This window comes from Okeania sp. SIO3I5 (assembly GCF_010672085.1).
In the GTDB taxonomy this organism is placed as follows: domain Bacteria; phylum Cyanobacteriota; class Cyanobacteriia; order Cyanobacteriales; family Microcoleaceae; genus Trichodesmium.
Genome location: NZ_JAAHHT010000062.1, coordinates 25176 through 41852 on the forward strand (window position 1 = coordinate 25176; position 16677 = coordinate 41852).

Consider the following 16677-nt stretch of genomic DNA (forward strand, 5'->3'; position numbering starts at 1 on the left):
GTGCATTTTATCTGAGGTTTTCTGCTACTTTTTCAATTGAGGATAGGGAACAATAAAAAACATTTACTACATCACTTCTACCAAATTAATCTGGAATTTGCTGTATTATCTTTCCTGTTAAATTTGATTTCTTGAGATTAAAAATTCACTGAAGAAACAGGAGCGAGCGCTGCCTATCAAATAATATTTAATATACAATTACTTAGGGTATTTTTACCAATAAATAGAACAGTTAAGAAAGAATTGGCTCTTGACAACTATTGATGATGAATCTTAGACTAGGAAATCTTTTTCATGCCTGTTCCCTGTTCTCTGCTATATTAGATAATGATCCCAAATTTTCAGATGTTTTTTCCTCTGATTTAGAGGTTTATTCTGCAGGCTAAATCCTAGATTAAAGTGCATTTTATCTGAGGTTTTCTGCTACTTTTTCAATTGAGGATAGGGAACAATAAGAAAACATTTATTACATCACTTCTAGCAAATTAATCTGGAATTTGCTGTATTATCTTTCCTGTTAAATTTGATTTCTTGAGATTAAAAATTCACTGAAGAAACAGGAGCGAGCGCTGCCTATCAAATAATATTTAATCTACAATTACTTAGAGTATTTTTACCAATAAATAGAACAGTTAAGAAAGAATTGGCTCTTGACAACTATTGATGATGAATCTTAGACTAGGAAATCTTTTTCATGCCTGTTCCCTATTCCCTATTCCCTGTTCCCTCCTATATTAGATAATTATCCCAAATTTTAAGATATCTGTTCCTCTGATTCGGAGGTTTTTTCTGAAGGCAAAATCCTAGATTCAAGTTTATTTTCTCTTAGCTTTTCTGCTACTTTGTCAATTTATAAATCAATTTTTTCCTCTACAAATTGAGCTGTTTTAGACAGAGTATCAATATTATTTCTTTGAGGAGTAAAATTATCAACTTGCCAGTTATCAAGAATATCTTTAATTAATAACTCTTTGATCCATACTTGACAAATAATGGTTAAAGGTAAGGCTAGTAAAAGCCCGGAAAAGCCAAAAAAGCTAGCAAAAAATACTTGGGCAATTAATGTAATTGCAGGTAACAAAGAAACTTTTCTTTGGAGCAAGTAAGAATTTAAAGTATTACTTTTAATTTGTTGAATAAGAATGTAAATAAGTAAAACTAAAGCAGATTTTAAAGGTGAGTCTAAAAGAGCGATCGCCATTGGAGGAATTACACTTATAGTCGGTCCAATATGTGGCATTAAAGTTAGTAACCCTGCTAAAACAGCTTGAGCTAAAGCCAGAGGAATTTTCAATATAGATAAACCGATAAAACTGAGTAAAGTAATTACACTCATATTAAATAAAGAACTAATTACCCATCCTCCTAAAGCTATTTCACAACTATCTAAAATTAAGTTAACTCGTTGTCGATAAAAAGAGGGAAATAACTTGATAAACCCCTGACGATAAGAGATTGGATCTGCCAACATCATTATGGTGAAAACCAGAATTAGTAGTAAGCTTAGAAATATTCCGAAAGTATTACCAACAAATGCTCCAGCATTATTAATTAATTGATTAAAGATTGGTTGTAGTTGGGGAATAATTTCATTAATATCAATACTTGGTAATTGTTCTCTGAGTCGATTTGGTAATTGATCTTTAAGTATATTCAGCCAATCATTTAATCTATTAATTCCCTGGGGAACAATTGTTATTAATTGTTGAAATTGCTCTGCTAAAGGCGGAACAATTACCCAGAAAAAGGTAACAATTAGTAGAATAAATAAACTGACTGAAATTAATACAGCAAAAGGTCGCTTTATTCGGAAACGTTGCAGCCATCTGGCTAGTTTATTAAGAGTAGTAGCAATTACGACGGCAGTAAATACTAACAATAGTAATTGACGAATTTGCCACAATATGTATATAGAAGCGAGGATGGTAAATAGACCAATCCAATTACCTAGGTTCACAGGAATTAAAAAGTTAAAGTATAAGTTGAAAATATATGGGTTCTATTTTACCTTACTTCTGTTCTAGGTTGCTTGTCTCTTGTTAAAAAATATTTTTATTATTTGCCATGAAATTTATTAGCTCTAAGACAGATTTTACTTTTAAGAAAATATTTGGCTTGACTGAGAGTAAAGATATTCTAATCAGTTTCCTAAATGCAATTATTTATGAACGCCGAGATGTGATTCAAGATGTCGTTTATTTAATACTGTAAAAACCTATTTTTATTGGGTATATTTGGTTAGTTAATCCTGAATAAATAGTATTTATTTTACCTTGAATTAAGAACATATTAGACTTCTGGCAGAAGTCAGGGAATAGGGAATAAGGAATACAGGGATGAAATTATTGATTACATATCTTTAATTGATTTAATTAAAATTTTTCCAAGAAGTCTATTTAATTTTTGTTTTGATTTGAGCGATCGCTTACTCCACATTCTCAACTTCCTGCAAAAGTCGCCACCCTAATAATATCCCTACAACTATGGGAGGTATAAGTACAGCAATCAGAGCATTAATGGCCGTCGAGGGAATAGACAAATAAGGGCCACCATATTTGATGAAGAAGGAAAGTCCCGCAGAAAGAATTAATACTTTGATAATGAAAATTATTTTATTGTTCATAACCTGTGATGTTAAGATATATATTCTGTAAAAAATATAATTACTAAACTTAACCCAGAATAGCTATAGAAAATAAATTTCTCAAAACTATTCTGAGTCCTGACTTATCTTCATCCTATTATGAATCATCCCGAATCAGAATTACAAGCAAAAATTCGTCAACAATTCGATGTAGTAACCTATCCCAGAGCCCCTGTAGAAAAATCTCCCAAAGATGACTACGAATTACTTTTTATTCATAATCTTGTCACACCATATTATCTGAGAAATCAAAAAGTTATAGAAACTGAAAATCAGGTAATTTTAGATGCAGGATGTGGCAGTGGTTATAAAGCATTAGTATTAGCAGAAGCAAATCCGGGAGCGAAAATAGTTGGGATTGATATTTCAGAAAAATCTGTAGAATTAGCTCGTCAACGTCTCCCATATCATGGTTTTGATAATGCAGAATTTCATGTATTGCCCATAGAAGAATTGCCAAGTTTAGGTTTGGAGTTTGACTATATAAATAATGATGAAGTGCTGTATTTATTGCCAGATATAGTTGTAGGTTTGCAGGCGATGAAATCTGTTTTAAAACCAGATGGAATCATCAGAACTAATCTCCATAGTTCCCTCCAACGTCATAATTATTTTCGGGCACAGGAAATGTTCCAAATGATGGGATTAATGAATGAAAATCCTGGAGAAATGGAGATGGAAATTGCACGAGAAACTTTGGGTGCTTTGAAAGATTCAGTCATACTTAAAAGGCAAGTTTGGAATCCAGAAACGGCAAAGGATGAACAATGGATAATGAGTAATTATTTATTACTTGGAGATAAAGGTTATACCATCCCCGAAGTTTTTGCAGCTCTAAAAAGTTCTGGTTTGGAATTTATTAATATGGTGAAATGGCGACAGTGGGAAATAATCGATTTGTATAAAAGTGAGGATGAGTTGCCAGCTTTTTTAGGCATGAGTTTACCTGAAATTTCTGTGGAGGAACGACTGCATTTATTTGAACTTTTACAACCTATGCACCGTCTGTTGGACTTTTGGTGCGGCCATCCCCAACAAGGTCAGTCTTTTGTCCCAGTTTCTGAATGGACTGACTCTGACTGGCAAAAGGCCAAGGTACAACTCCATCCTCAGTTGCGAAATTCTCAAACTAGGGAGGATTTGATTAACTGTGTCAATAAGCATAAACCTTTTGAGATTAGTAGTTATGTGAAATTGCCCACTTTATCACCTATTTTTATAGATAGTGGTATTGCTGCTTGTCTCATTCCTCTGTGGGATGGGGTTTGTACTGTTGAATCTCTGGTAGAACGGTTCGTGAAGATTAGGCCATTAGACCCTATTACTTTAGAAACTGTAAGTCTGCAGAGGGGTAGGGAAGAAGTTAAGGAATTATTAGATACTTTAGACCCATTTCTATATGTGCTTTTGGAGTCTTGTTTGTAGTATTGCTCTAGCTCCCAATCTATTGAAGGGTGATTTGAGAAAGTAAGTATAAATCTATCTCCTTTTTGCAGAATAAGATTTTACCATCAATATTGGCAAAAACCCCAATTTTGGTAGGGGTTTGGTCTCCAAACCCCGATGATGAGGTTTGAAACCTCAACCGAGAGGTTTTAAAGGCCAAATGACAGGTTTCCAACTTTAACTCAGAGGTTCAAAACCTCAGCTTTTGAATTCCGTTTGAAGACATTCTTACTTTTGACTTTTAACTTTTAACTTTTGAATTTTGAATTGTCTGAAGCAACTCCTGACATTCTTTCAATTTTGGCACTCCTAATTCTGTGAAAATAGCGATCGCCTCAAGAGAGAGCGATCGCGATTCTACTTAAGAAGTTGTAATCAAGTTTTTGTCTGTTTAACTTTTAACTTGAGTCATAGCTACAACTTCTCTGGATCGACACCAAGGGAACGCAACATTTGTTCAAGTTGTTCAGCTCGTTGTCGCTCCTGTTGAACTTGTTGTTCAAGTTGTTCAGCTCGTTGTTTTTCCTGAAGTGCTTGCTCTTCTAGAGTCATAAACTTATTGCCTTCCAAGTCATACCAATACAACCACTCTCGTTCCCAGCGTTCGTTATAGCTAACTTCAGTTCCTATCCCCAGACCTATTTCTGGCATCCACACAGGATTTCCTTGTAAACGTTGGTATGCTCCATTTAACAAACGATACACCTCAAAATGCTCATGTTTGTCTCGCTTGGTATAATCTGGGTTATAGATGACATAATACAAAACTCCCAATCGAGCGTAATCAATCATTTTTTGATCGTATTCGTTGCCATAAGTTTGAGAAACAATCTCCAATACGAATATGGGAGCAATATAATTTTCCTCCCAAAGAACATAAGAGGTTCGCGACTTGTTATTTTTGAACCGTGGAACTCCCAAACTGAGGAAAGCATCAGGAATTATAGGAACTCTAGGACTTGAGCCGGTGGTGTGGAAAATTCCCATATTTACGCCAAAAAACCAATCAGAGCGATCGCCCCATAACTGATTTAAAACCGCTCTTAGCAGGACAGGAATTAGGTTTTGTATTTCATTATCCACGGGTTTGTCGTCTGAGTCTGGTAATTCGTCACTTGATGGTAGGTTGAGTAATTGGTTGTGGTTTACCATAATAATTTGGTTGTGACATTTGAACTGTTTTATTTTAGCAAAAATAGCATTTCTGTGTTTAACAAGGTACATTTACGATCCCCCATTATCCCCCTTAAGAAGGGGGACTTTGAATACTCCCCCGTTTTTAAGGGGGGCGGGGGGGATCTAAAGGAAGAAGGTATTAGGAGGAGAAGTTTGTTGATCGCTAATGAGGAAATGAGTCGCGTTCTCGTCAGCTCACGGAGTTCTATCGCTAATCTACTCAATACGCTCTAATTCACCATCCGTGTATCCGTGGCAAAATCAGTGTCTTGCCCCCAACTTCTCCCGCAACTCCTGACATTCTTTCAATTCTGGCACTCCTAATTCTCTAGTTAAAATACTTCAAGAAAAAGAGTTTTTCCCCAGTTTACTAGAGCATTACCCTCCCCAGAACTGCCTATGGAACGGTAAACAACATCCAAATTCTCTGAAGCAGTATCCTCCCCAGAATGGTTGCCTATTTCCCTTGCTATTTGTAAACTCTGCTGAAGATACTCAATGGCTTTTTGATATTCTGCTAGGGAACGATAAACAATACCTAAATTCTCTAAAGCAGTACCCTCCCCAGAACGGTTGCTGATTTCCCTTGCTATTTTTAAACTCTGCTGAAGATGCTTGATGGCTTTTTGATATTCTCCTCGTGAACGGTAAACAATACCCAAATTCTCCAAAACAGTACCTTCCCCAGAATGGTTGCCTATTTCCCTTGCTATTTTTAAACTATTCTGAAGATACTCAATGGCTTTTTGATATTCTCCTAGGGAACGGTAAACAATACCCAAATTTCCCAAAGCATTACCCTCCATAGAACGGTTGCCTATTTCCCTCCCTATTTTTAAATGCTGGTTATGATGCTCAATAGCTTGATGATATCTTGCTAGGGAATGGTAAACAATACCCAAATTTCCCAAAGCATTACCCTCCATAGAACGGTTGCCTATTTCCCTTCCTATTTTTAAATGCTGCTTGTGATGCTCAATAGCTTTTTGATATTCTGCTAGGGAATCGTAAGCCAAACCCAAATTTGCCAAAACATTACCCTCCCCACAACGGTTGCTTATTTCCCTTGCTATTTTTAAACTATCCTGAAGATACTCAATGGCTTTTTGATATTCTGCTAGGGAACGGTAAACAATACCCAAATTTCCCAAAGCATTACCCTCCATAGAACGGTTGCCTATTTCCCTTGCTATTTTTAAACTATCCTGATGATACTTAATGGCTTGATGATATCTTGCTAGGGAATGGTAAACAATGCCCAAATTTCCCAAAGCATCACCCTGCCCAAAACGGTTGCCTATTTCCCTTGCTATTTTTAAACTATCATGGTGGTACTTAATAGACTTGTCACATTCTCCTAGAGAACGGTAAGCAATACCCAAACCATTTAAACAAATACTATCCCAATATTTATCTAATTTACGTAATAGTCTACTGTAGAGTTGAATACATTCCTCATAGTAACCCCACCTCCATAGTTGAATTTTTAAATCTTTATCAACTGGCGGTACTTTAATCAGAAGAATTCGCTTTGCTCGTTTCCAGTCTCCGACTTGACAAAGATGATAAAATGCTTCTAGATAGCCTTTCACCACCTCTCTTTTCTCATTGACTTCTGGTGGACATTTGTAGTTAGTCACCCAATTAATAACTGCCCGATATTGCTGACGCTTAGAAAGTGGCTCAATTAATTTCAGAGCATCTGCATCAAGCTCCAATAATTCCAAGACATAATCAGCAGGAGGTAAACTAACTCTCCCTACCCGATCGCTTTCAACTTTCGACCCCGACTTAGATAAATCAACCATTTTCCTCATCCAACCTCTTTGAATTTTCCAATGACACACTACGAATTAAATTATGTTGTCTCAGCAGAAACTCACCATTTTCATTAACTCCTACTTCCTCAACCAAAAAACGATCGCGCAAAGTCAGCAACGCCACCTCTTGCTCATCCTTACTACAACTCCATTCTTCCAAATGAGTCAACCAAAAACTCTCTGGCACCTCGCATCTATATATTCCAGTAGCACAAATCAACCGATAAGCATTAAGCGCATCTTTCCGCAACCGGAAAAAAGTCTTATTTAGTCGCGACTTGACCTTTTTCCGCAACAGACGAGTATATCTGTCTAGCCGAAATTTATCGTCCTTACCAGCATTTGTTCCCTGAGTCTTCCCTTCCTCAATTGCCTTTTCCACCTCCTCAAATTCATTACCATACCTTTTCCAATAAGCTACCACATTACCATTAAAAGGTTTGCTGCCAATTTCTCCCGCAATCACCCGCAACGCCAAAGGATGACCCTCGTAAGCATTACCAATACGTTGTAAATAGGGTAGGTTAGGAGAATTTTCCTCAACCTCCAACCCAGTTTTCTCGAATAACTGCAACTGCTCCGACTTGCTCAAACCAGTCAAAGGTTTAGACTCCCAGAAATTCTGATAACGTTCGGGAATTTGCCCAGGGAAATCTTGGGAAGTCAAGATGATGCGACTTTGACATTCTGGAGCAGCCAAAAATTGCTCAAAAAATCTCACCCACAACTCATCCTGAAAATCACTCCATCCCTCGTCCTCATTTCCCACCAAAATATTTTCGAGAGAATCAATAATTATCAGATACCGATGTTGTCGCAAACGATTAACTAATTTATAGAGTAACCTTTCCACATCTTGATAATCATCTTGAGTGAGAGACTCTCCCCACTTTTTCAACCACCGGAGAGCAACACTACGAAAATCTCTAGTTTCTTGCTGGTTATCACAATTTTCCTGGCGAAACTTGCTCCAGTCTCCCTGCAAAAATTCTGGGTGTAGCTCCACTGCCAATTTTTCTGCCAAAGCAGTTTTACCAATACCACTAATACCAACAAGAATAAGTAAGCGACAAGACTCTTTAACTTTTCTAGTTAATTCAGTTATGAGGTTTTCTCTACCAACCCAAACATTATCATAAGCAAAAAATTCTACAGTAGAATTTTGAGGAGAGGGAGGAGCATCGTCCACAACTTCTTCCCAATTAATTCCTACTTCCTTACAAATATTAATAAAAGCATCTCGCTCAATCGGAAGACTGCGCCAAAAACGTTTTAAAGTTGCTTGTGAAGTTAGCGCTAGTCCGCACCAAGCATCCTCCGTTTTTGTCCAACCCTTCTTTTTTCTAGCTACATCAACCTTTTGCAACCCCTCTTTAGAAGCTCTGAGAGTAACCGCCATATTATATCTCCCAAATAAATTGTTTTCAGCTCAGTTATAGCTCAAGATAGCAGGACTTACGCAGATCCGCCATCTGTAGGGGCGAATGGCATTCTCCCTCTAGGGAATGGCATTCGTCTTCTAGGGATGGGGTATTGTCTAAGAATTTGCGTAAGTCCTGGATAGATTAGAAAACTGCTACATAATTCTCATAATATATTTCTACAATAATTCCAAAATAAATTGTTTTTGGTTTAGTGATAGCTCAGTTTTTTCCAACTATAAATAGTGAGCTATAACCCTCTATAAATAGTGAGCTATATGTCACCTTTGATTTAGAAAATTTTATAACAAGATAGAAATATCAAGATAAAAGGAGAAAAAAATGTTTTCCAAACAAAATATAGTTTGCACCAGTCAACCTAGCACAAATATTTTACCCATAGATCCAACTCCATTATTAAAAAATGGAGATAACCCAACAGCTATTATCCTAGCAGTTGCCGTTCTGCTGTGGGTATTACGTCCAGTTATGCTCAAAAATCGAAAGAAGAAATAATCTCAAATCCTATAGCAAGGCCATAATTTCGTGAATACCTCTCCCTCAACCCCTCTCCTGCGAGAAGAGGGGAGAAATAGTCCCCCTTCTTATCCCCCCCTTTCAAAGGGGGGCAAGGGGGGATAGGAAGGGGTTTAGGAGGTTAGATTTTATTTAAACCATGCCCCATCAGGAAAACCTTCTTTAATAGTTGTACTTCATATACTTGGAAACTGCTATAATAATCTAAAATTAAACAGCCAAAGTACATAGTGGGATTAAAGATAAAAAACAATGGCTTTTCCAAATAATTTCAAACATCTAATGACAGATAGAAATGAAACAATTCAAGTAATGATTCAAAGTAGTATTGTTCGGATATTCTTCATAACTGGTATTTGGTATCTATTTTTTGTTCTATACAATGCAAGATTTGGAGAAAAACCAAGTTTCACATCAACAATTATCTGGTTAATAGGGATTTTTTTGGTATTAGATTTGGTTGTTTTATTTCTGAAGTTAAACCTGAATAGCAACAACGATAATTCAGAAATTATGAATCCTCCAAATTCTCGCAAACAGAAGACATTAGTAGAAAAGTTACGAGTGCTAAAAGAGTGCGAAGTTTATGGATATATTTCTCCTTCAAAAGCATCAGAGATTCAAGAAAAATTATTAACAGATTTTATACGACCTGGGTCAGATCGAAGAAAAACTCAAGGTAGTAGTGAGGATTAGCCAAGAAGCTAATAGATTATCGCACTTTATACCGCAGAATATTTATTGAGATTAATACATTACAAATTTTGCTTTTTTTTATTAAAAAAACACATCAAAAACCAAAGGAGAAAAATTAATGCCATCCCCATTTCCTGGTATGGACCCATATTTAGAACATCCCGATTTATGGCCGGGATTACATCTATACTTAACTGTGAAGATGGCTGACTTATTATCTCCCCAACTATATCCTAAATATTTTGTTTCTCTAGAAGTCAGAATGTATGAAGAAAAAGATATAGAATCTTTATTTGTAGATATTCCTGATGTTTCAGTGCTGTCAAAAAAAGAGCAAACTAACACATCAAATTCTACAGAATCTCAGGTTGCAGCAACAGCAACTTCCACAAAACCTATAACAGTAATTCTGCCAATACCAATAACTATTCGCCAAGGATATTTAGAAATTCAAGAAGTAGCAACTAAGGAAGTTGTAACTACCAGAGAAATATTATTTCCTGCTAATAAAAGAGGTGGAAAAGGTAGGAAAATGTATCTAAAAAAACGAGAAAAAATTTTAGATACTTTGACTAATTTTATCGAAATAGATTTACTGCGTCGCGGTCAAAGAATACCTATTTTAAATCATAAAAATAACAGTCATTATCAGATTTTAGTTAGTCGCGGAAAACAACGGCCAAGAGCTGATTTATATGCCTTTAATCTCCAAAATCAAATCCCAGAATTTCCTTTACCATTACGCCCAGAAGATACAGAACCAATTATAGATTTACAAGGTTTATTAACTACTATTTATGATGTTGGCAGTTACGATTTAAAAATAGATTACACTCAAAAACCAGTACCAGAATTATCAGAAAATGATGCAACTTGGGCAAATAATTGGTTGCAACAACAAACTATTTAAAGGTAGCGATCGCTTTCTTTAGAGTCTTTTATCGAATTCTCAAACAATTAAATTTTTTTATCTTATATTCTCAGGACTTACGTAGGCGAACCCAGAAACCGGGTTTTTTCCTCAATGTTTATTGTTAAAAACAATGATTTATCCTAAAAACCCGGTTTCTTTGCATAAGTCCTCACTGAGAAAGAAACCAGGTTTGTCTCCAGAATTTAGGTATTGTGAAATATACAATACAAACCGGCTTTCCGTAGGGGTTTGGTTCCCAAACCAAAAAAAAATAGACCTCTTGCAAAAGTTTTAATTAAATCAATTAAAGATATAGGATCAACAATTTCATCCCCCCCTATTCCCTATTCCCTATTCCCTATTCCCTGACTTCTGCAAGAAGTCTAATATTTAATCAATGCCGTATTGCGATCGCAACACCAAATATAATATCCTCGACAACTCTCGTCGTTTCAAAGGTTGAGCATCCAGAGGTGTACCAGAATTACCAAATAATTGATACACATCAAAATCTCCACTTTTACCAATAATAAATGCTAACTGCTCCCGCGTACATCGCAAATTTGGTGCAAAATATCCATTCCCCACCCCCGAAACAATACCTTTTGCTGCCATTGTTTCCACTGCACGATAGGCAAAATGCTCTTTCGGTACATCAAGAAAACTGGGAAATTCAGGGTTCAACCATTCAAAACCCATCACATTTACTACTGCCACCGAAACAACTGCTCGGTTTACTGTTCCCTCTGGTAGAAAATATAAATGATTGTAATTTTCTGTCCTGACAAAACCTGCCGTCGCGAGAATTTGGATCGCCTCAAAATCAGGATCGTCATGGGCAATATCGTTATACCAAAATAGAGGTATTTGATTGCGAGTTAACAAACCTTGAAATTTATAAATGAGTCGTTTATTTGTGGCAATAGTCCGCACATCGACTCCCTCATTCAGAGCAAAAGCAGCTAAATGCCCCCCTGCTTCCCCGATCGCCCACTCAACCGCGTGCATCCGGTATACAGAATTACTCAAATGGGTTGTACCAATACTTTTCGCTGATAAAATTAGGTTATCTGTATTGATAGGTATCATTGCTTTTAACGGAATAGTAAAAGGCAAACATTGCATCTCCTCTTTACTATTAAAAATCAGATGGTTGGGGTTATCAGTGGGATGAATATCAAACAACGCATAATGACCGATACCAACGCTGTCGTCAAAAGTTCGCCCCCGCGCTTGCTCGCCATAATATTGTTGGGCAGTATCTCCGTAAACAATAGTTGTTAATGCTATCCCTCGTCTTGCTTCCCGGATATAGGGTTCGAGAGCAATACCATCATTCGTCCAAGTGAGATCGCCCCGTGGTTTTAACTCCCCTACTTCACCTATTAATGGCCAGTTGTTGGTTTTCAGTGTTTGCGACTGTAAATAATGAATGTACGCTTGAGTATATTGCCGTGCTTCCTGAATATGTTTTTGGCGTTCGTGCCAACGTTGCGGAGCAATATCGCTCCGACTTACCCCTACAAGCAAACCTAGTTTATAATCATTAGACTCATAATTCAGGATAGTCACATCACCATTACTGGTTGTTGGAATGTAACCCTCTTTAAGACGTCTGATTCGCCGATATGTAAAAATGGCAAACCGTTCAAAAAACGCCCGTCCTTGAAAACTGCTGGTAAATTTATCTGTCTGTAACCAAGGTTGAACGCCATAACCTTCTGGTTGACCGATGGGAACACCTCCACCTTGAGCGGTTTTTTCCACGGCAGCGCAAAAAGTGATTGACTGTTGACATTCGGGAAAAGGTTGTTCGGGGAGCAGTGGTTCACCGGTATCATTTTGTGATTCTTGTCCGACTCGCGACTCAATATTTCCCAATTCTAATAAGTCACCCAAGTCTGTCGCTTCAATGGTTATTTGAGCGTTAACTGTGAACCGTCGATCGTTTTCCACATCCTGAAAAACAACACCCGTTACTTGTCGTCGTTCATCAGCAGACTGACTAAACAAAATTTCTACAGGTTCGGCAAACGGAATGAGGGTTAATTTGCCATTATTGAGAAAATCTTGGATTGCTTCATTCAGCGCTTGCGCCATAACTAGAGTTGTGGTGGCAAAATTACTTACCCAACCCCCACCAGGGTTATCAATTTTTTGACCATTAACTGGTTGGAGTTCCCGACTACGTTCGCGGAATTGCCATTGAGTCTTGGAGAAAGCATATTTGTCTCTGTCTACTTTATCTTCATATATTTCCCCTGGATTAAATTTTTTGTCTAGTTGAGGATCATCGGAAGCGGGTAATGCTTGGGTAGTAAATTGTCCGCCTAATATTTGTTTGGGTTGGACGAGACAAACATTTGCCCCTGCTTTGAGTGCGCCCAAGGTTGCCGAATATGCTGCAGTGGAACCCCCCACTATTAATATGGGGAATGAGAGAATTTGACCGTCGGTTGGTCTGGTGAAATAGCGATCGTCTAGAATGCCGTTGCTCATTAGAATTTGATTTTAGGATTTTCAAGGATTAGATAATATTTTATCAGAACTAATTAAAGACTCAAAGATTGCTCATACAATATCTGTCAATAAAGATGGAGAAATATGGAAAAAATTAGCTAGTTTTTGAATTTGATTTTCTGAGAGTTGACTTTTGCCATTCAATACTTCTAAAACCATAAATTCATTGCCCAAAATAGGAACTAAATCTTGAGGAGAAAGTTGAGATTCTTCTAATAAAGCGGTTTTCATATGAATAAACCACAATGATACTTACTCTTCACTCCTAACTCTTGACTCCTGACTCCTAACTCCTAACTCCTGACTCCTGACTCCTGACTCCTGACTCCTAACAATGAATTTAGTGGTCTACTCAACTGAAAAGCGCTGTAAAGCTTTCAGGAGTTGGACAACACGAATAGTAGGAATTAGTTCGTGTTTTTCTTCATATTCATAGACTAATATTCCTAATACTTTTAGATAGTCGCGATCTTCTTTTGTCAGGAAACCTTTGTCTAAAATCGAATTAATCCGATTTTGAGTAGCTATTAATTCACTTTCATTAGTTATGGGGCGAGGGGGAAGTTTAGTAATTAATTCTATATAATAATTGTTAGGAGTTTTTAAACCAGTCGTCATTTTTCCAATTTTCCTTATCGTATTCGGAGTGTGTTATATCAAATCCGCTAGTATCGCTAGAATTCAAGACTGTAGGGGTTTGGTCTCCAAACGCTCCACCAACTAGGAGTTTCCACTCTTTTCTGATGGTAGAATTATATCGCTCCTTTCGCCAGCGGATTTGATATTAGTACAGCACTGATAAAAATTATTTTGTATTCGTAATCAATAGACATCTCTGGAAAAGAGGGAACAGGGAACACTTAACTCTTAACTGGAAGAAAGAATAGATAATTTCAAATGAGAGAATTGATTTTATTTTTAATTTTCGGAGATGTCTAATGTAAGTAATAAGTCGATAATTATTTCCTACAATTTTGAAGACAGTAAAATTGCCAACTAAATCTTCTGAAGGAAAGGTTTGCCGTAAATCATTAAAGTTTTGAAACTCTGCATCTAATACCCGATTATACCATAGCAAAAGCCCAGGTTTAGCATTATAATGTCTTTCCCAGTATACTCTTAGCGTCCTCCGACTGATAATACGCATAAAGAGCGATCGCTACTTATTAATGTTATTTAATTACATCACAACTCATCAATTTTGTCAATAATATATAGTTATTGGTAAGTTTTATACTAAGTTGAAAAATAAAATAGTCAAATTCTCAGGAATGATTTAGAATTGTTATGTATATCTTATTTCCATTTCTTTAAAAATACCAATGACAACAACTAAAACAAAACAAATAAATTGGGATGCCCTAGCATCAGAGTTAACAAATATCGAAATTATTACGGGGCAAAATCAAGTTATCAAATTATCCTTAGATTATTATCATTTCAGTCCTGTTTTAGAATCTAAACTGAAAGATAAAAAGGCTAATTTAGTTGTACGCCCCACTAATGAAGCAGAAGTTTTACAAATAGCTAAAACTTGCGTTAAATATCAAGCACCTTTAACAATTAGAGGTGCTGGAACTGGTAATTATGGGCAATGTATTCCTTTGGAGGGTGGGGTAGTTCTCGACACTACAAAAATGAATAATATTAATTGGATTAAACCTGGTTTATCTTGTGTCGAACCAGGTGTTAAATTATTAGCTTTAGATAAAAAAGCTAGAGAAATTGGTTGGGAAATCAGGATGTTTCCTTCAACTTATCGCACTGCTACAATTGGTGGTTTTATTGGCGGTGGTAGTGGTGGAATTGGTTCAATTAATTATGGTGGATTGAGAGATCGCGGCAATGTTTCTGCTGTGCGAGTTGTGACTATGGAGGACGAACCAAGAGTTATAGAATTGCGTGGCGATGAGGTACAAAAAGTTAATCATGCTTATGGAACAAATGGCATTATTACTCAATTAGAAATGCCTTTAGCTCCTGCTTATCCTTGGGCAGAATTAATAGTAATTTTTGATGATTTTATGACTTGTGCAAAATTCGGTCAAGCTTTGGGAGATAGTGATGGAATTGTCAAAAAATTAATTACTGTTTTTGCTTGGCCGATACCTAGTTTTTTTGCTGGAGTAAAAAATTCAATTCCTGAAGGAAAACATTGTGCTTTTTTGATGGTTTCTGAATATAATTTGGAATCTTTTCAAGATTTAGTCAAAGAATTTAAGGGTAAAATTTGTTATGAAAAAACTGCTCAAGAAGCAACTAAAGGTACGCCAATATATGAATTTACTTGGAACCATACGACGTTACACGCTCGGAATGTAGATACAAATTTGACTTATTTACAAAGTGGTTTTCCAAGTGATAAAAATCTTGAACTTGTAGAAAAAATGTATCGGCATTTTGGCGATGAAGTAATCATGCACTTAGAATTTATGCGAGTCAATGGCCAAGCAACAGCAACAGGATTACAAATTGTCCGTTATAGTTCAGAGAAAAGGCTGAATGAAATTATTGAGTATCACGAAAAAAATGGGGTAATTATTTTTAATCCTCATACCTATATTTTGGAAGATGGGGGAATGAAAACTACAGATTTTGAACAGTTAGAATTTAAGCAAAAAGTAGATCCTTATGGTTTATTAAATCCAGGAAAAATGAAAGCCTGGTTGGATAATTAATAATTAATAATTAATAATTAATAATTAATTATTAAAGAAACAAGATTTCCGCACTTGGTTCAATACGATGGTTTTAACCAGATTTGCCCGAAATATGTAAGCATTCAGCTATTAGCGTTTAGCACTCAGCTTTTAAACGTACAGGACTTATCTAAGTTTAGCTAAAGCTGACCTTTTTATTCATAAGTTTTAATTCTCTTATGCAACTAATTCCTTCTGAACTTGTGATAATCTCTTAATAACCCATAGCTGATAGCTGACGGCTGAATGCTTACCGAAATATGCTGTAATAATTGATAATTACAGATAGCTTTCATTATTCATTATCAATTATTAATTATTCATTATTCCGTATTTCCTTTAGTTAGAAAGATGAACCAAAAACTAACGTTAAATATTGAAGCAGCTCAACTCAATTTTCTTCTCCATCATAAAAATTATGGCTTTAAAGATGAAGCAGAAATGATTAAGGTTGCTTTGCAGAATTTACAGTCAGAATTAGAAGCTCAAGATTTAGAAGAATCAGCACAATTATATGCAGAAATATATCAAGAAGATGCTGAATTACAAGAATTAACCGAGACTGCTTGTGCAGATTTTCGAGAAAGATGAAACTAAAACGAGGTATGATTATTGATGTTAATCTTGACCCGACTCTAGGTTCAGAAACAGGAAAGATTAGACCTTGTATTATTGTTACGAATAATACTTATAATGAGCGTGTACCTGTTATTCAAGAAGAGAAAGGTTAGAGAGACTAGAAAAAGATTTAGCAAATTTGAACGAAGGGCAACGCGCTCTTAATGCTCAGTGGGAAGCGGAAAAA

Annotated in this window: 16 protein-coding genes and 1 pseudogene; 8 read left to right on the plus strand and 9 right to left on the minus strand. The window is 36.2% G+C overall.

Annotated features, from left to right (window positions below; genetic code table 11):
• Positions 1-850: 850 nt before the first annotated feature.
• Positions 851-1957: an AI-2E family transporter gene (locus tag F6K40_RS16110; RefSeq protein WP_293137520.1), complete on the minus strand. Its 1107-nt coding sequence runs from the start codon at positions 1955-1957 to the stop codon at positions 851-853.
• A gap of 107 nt (positions 1958-2064) precedes the next feature.
• Here F6K40_RS16110 and F6K40_RS16115 point away from each other — a divergent pair.
• A pseudogene (locus F6K40_RS16115) lies at positions 2065-2193 on the plus strand (PD-(D/E)XK nuclease family transposase); the annotation flags it as partial.
• A 232-nt stretch (positions 2194-2425) separates the two neighbouring features.
• Here the strand turns inward: F6K40_RS16115 and F6K40_RS16120 are convergent.
• Positions 2426-2623, minus strand: coding sequence for a hypothetical protein (locus F6K40_RS16120; RefSeq protein ID WP_293137522.1), 198 nt, complete (start codon positions 2621-2623; stop codon positions 2426-2428).
• 120 nt (positions 2624-2743) lie between these two features.
• Between F6K40_RS16120 and F6K40_RS16125 the strand changes: the two genes are divergently transcribed.
• The gene (locus F6K40_RS16125; RefSeq protein WP_293137524.1) at positions 2744-4069 is read left to right on the plus strand and encodes a class I SAM-dependent methyltransferase; all 1326 of its coding nucleotides are present in this window, start codon (positions 2744-2746) and stop codon (positions 4067-4069) included.
• A 435-nt stretch (positions 4070-4504) separates the two neighbouring features.
• Here the strand turns inward: F6K40_RS16125 and F6K40_RS16130 are convergent, their stop codons facing one another.
• The 3 genes from F6K40_RS16130 to F6K40_RS16140 all read right to left on the minus strand — a co-directional run bounded on the left by F6K40_RS16130 (position 4505) and on the right by F6K40_RS16140 (position 8485).
• Complete coding sequence (locus F6K40_RS16130; protein ID WP_293137526.1) at positions 4505-5242, minus strand: Uma2 family endonuclease; 738 nt, start codon at positions 5240-5242, stop codon at positions 4505-4507.
• A gap of 356 nt (positions 5243-5598) precedes the next feature.
• A complete protein-coding gene (locus tag F6K40_RS16135) occupies positions 5599-7074 on the minus strand; it encodes a tetratricopeptide repeat protein (RefSeq protein WP_293137528.1) in 1476 nt (491 codons plus the stop codon).
• Entirely contained in the window at positions 7067-8485 is a 1419-nt protein-coding gene (locus F6K40_RS16140; RefSeq protein WP_293137530.1) for an ATP-binding protein, read from the minus strand. Before F6K40_RS16140 ends, F6K40_RS16135 begins: the two co-directional genes overlap by 8 nt.
• A gap of 364 nt (positions 8486-8849) precedes the next feature.
• On the opposite strand from F6K40_RS16140, the gene F6K40_RS16145 reads away from it, so the two are divergent.
• The 3 genes from F6K40_RS16145 (at position 8850) to F6K40_RS16155 (ending at position 10650) form a co-directional block, all read left to right on the plus strand.
• A complete protein-coding gene (locus F6K40_RS16145; RefSeq protein WP_293137532.1) occupies positions 8850-9023 on the plus strand; it encodes a hypothetical protein in 174 nt (57 codons plus the stop codon).
• Between the two features lie 273 nt (positions 9024-9296).
• A complete protein-coding gene (locus F6K40_RS16150) occupies positions 9297-9740 on the plus strand; it encodes a hypothetical protein (RefSeq protein WP_293137534.1) in 444 nt (147 codons plus the stop codon).
• A gap of 118 nt (positions 9741-9858) precedes the next feature.
• Positions 9859-10650: a DUF4058 family protein gene (locus F6K40_RS16155; protein WP_293137536.1), complete on the plus strand. Its 792-nt coding sequence runs from the start codon at positions 9859-9861 to the stop codon at positions 10648-10650.
• A 393-nt stretch (positions 10651-11043) separates the two neighbouring features.
• Here the strand turns inward: F6K40_RS16155 and F6K40_RS16160 are convergent, their stop codons facing one another.
• From F6K40_RS16160 to F6K40_RS16175, 4 genes are all read right to left on the minus strand, one after another.
• On the minus strand, positions 11044-13152 hold the full coding sequence (locus F6K40_RS16160; RefSeq protein ID WP_293137538.1) for an FAD-dependent oxidoreductase: 2109 nt from the start codon (positions 13150-13152) through the stop codon (positions 11044-11046).
• A gap of 72 nt (positions 13153-13224) precedes the next feature.
• Positions 13225-13404 carry a hypothetical protein gene (locus tag F6K40_RS16165; RefSeq protein ID WP_293137540.1) on the minus strand — a complete coding sequence of 60 codons (180 nt, stop codon included), beginning with the start codon at positions 13402-13404 and terminating at the stop codon, positions 13225-13227.
• 117 nt (positions 13405-13521) lie between these two features.
• Positions 13522-13791 (minus strand): transcriptional regulator, encoded by a 270-nt coding sequence (locus F6K40_RS16170; RefSeq protein WP_293137542.1) that lies wholly within the window; start codon positions 13789-13791, stop codon positions 13522-13524.
• 187 nt (positions 13792-13978) lie between these two features.
• Positions 13979-14320, minus strand: a complete 342-nt coding sequence (locus F6K40_RS16175; protein WP_293137544.1) for a type II toxin-antitoxin system HigB family toxin — start codon at positions 14318-14320, stop codon at positions 13979-13981.
• A gap of 175 nt (positions 14321-14495) precedes the next feature.
• Here F6K40_RS16175 and F6K40_RS16180 point away from each other — a divergent pair, with 175 nt between their 5' ends.
• The 3 genes from F6K40_RS16180 (at position 14496) to F6K40_RS16190 (ending at position 16603) form a co-directional block, all read left to right on the plus strand.
• A complete protein-coding gene (locus F6K40_RS16180; RefSeq protein ID WP_293137546.1) occupies positions 14496-15851 on the plus strand; it encodes an FAD-binding oxidoreductase in 1356 nt (451 codons plus the stop codon).
• 372 nt (positions 15852-16223) lie between these two features.
• Entirely contained in the window at positions 16224-16463 is a 240-nt protein-coding gene (locus F6K40_RS16185; RefSeq protein ID WP_293137548.1) for a hypothetical protein, read from the plus strand.
• Positions 16464-16477: 14 nt separating this feature from the next.
• Positions 16478-16603 (plus strand): type II toxin-antitoxin system PemK/MazF family toxin, encoded by a 126-nt coding sequence (locus F6K40_RS16190; RefSeq protein ID WP_375340573.1) that lies wholly within the window; start codon positions 16478-16480, stop codon positions 16601-16603.
• The last annotated feature ends 74 nt before the right edge of the window (positions 16604-16677 follow it).

Bases quoted from the DNA above. Each gene is read 5' to 3' on its own strand.
- F6K40_RS16160 (WP_293137538.1), bottom strand. From the start codon at position 13,152: ATGAGCAACGGCATTCTAGACGATCGCTATTTCACCAGACCAACCGAC.
- F6K40_RS16170 (WP_293137542.1), bottom strand. From the start codon at position 13,791: ATGACGACTGGTTTAAAAACTCCTAACAATTATTATATAGAATTAATT.
- F6K40_RS16150 (WP_293137534.1), top strand. From the start codon at position 9,297: ATGGCTTTTCCAAATAATTTCAAACATCTAATGACAGATAGAAATGAA.
- F6K40_RS16185 (WP_293137548.1), top strand. From the start codon at position 16,224: ATGAACCAAAAACTAACGTTAAATATTGAAGCAGCTCAACTCAATTTT.
- F6K40_RS16120 (WP_293137522.1), bottom strand. From the start codon at position 2,623: ATGAACAATAAAATAATTTTCATTATCAAAGTATTAATTCTTTCTGCG.
- F6K40_RS16145 (WP_293137532.1), top strand. From the start codon at position 8,850: ATGTTTTCCAAACAAAATATAGTTTGCACCAGTCAACCTAGCACAAAT.
- F6K40_RS16190 (WP_375340573.1), top strand. From the start codon at position 16,478: ATGATTATTGATGTTAATCTTGACCCGACTCTAGGTTCAGAAACAGGA.
- F6K40_RS16140 (WP_293137530.1), bottom strand. From the start codon at position 8,485: ATGGCGGTTACTCTCAGAGCTTCTAAAGAGGGGTTGCAAAAGGTTGAT.
- F6K40_RS16155 (WP_293137536.1), top strand. From the start codon at position 9,859: ATGCCATCCCCATTTCCTGGTATGGACCCATATTTAGAACATCCCGAT.
- F6K40_RS16165 (WP_293137540.1), bottom strand. From the start codon at position 13,404: ATGAAAACCGCTTTATTAGAAGAATCTCAACTTTCTCCTCAAGATTTA.
- F6K40_RS16180 (WP_293137546.1), top strand. From the start codon at position 14,496: ATGACAACAACTAAAACAAAACAAATAAATTGGGATGCCCTAGCATCA.
- F6K40_RS16130 (WP_293137526.1), bottom strand. From the start codon at position 5,242: ATGGTAAACCACAACCAATTACTCAACCTACCATCAAGTGACGAATTA.
- F6K40_RS16125 (WP_293137524.1), top strand. From the start codon at position 2,744: ATGAATCATCCCGAATCAGAATTACAAGCAAAAATTCGTCAACAATTC.
- F6K40_RS16135 (WP_293137528.1), bottom strand. From the start codon at position 7,074: ATGGTTGATTTATCTAAGTCGGGGTCGAAAGTTGAAAGCGATCGGGTA.
- F6K40_RS16175 (WP_293137544.1), bottom strand. From the start codon at position 14,320: ATGCGTATTATCAGTCGGAGGACGCTAAGAGTATACTGGGAAAGACAT.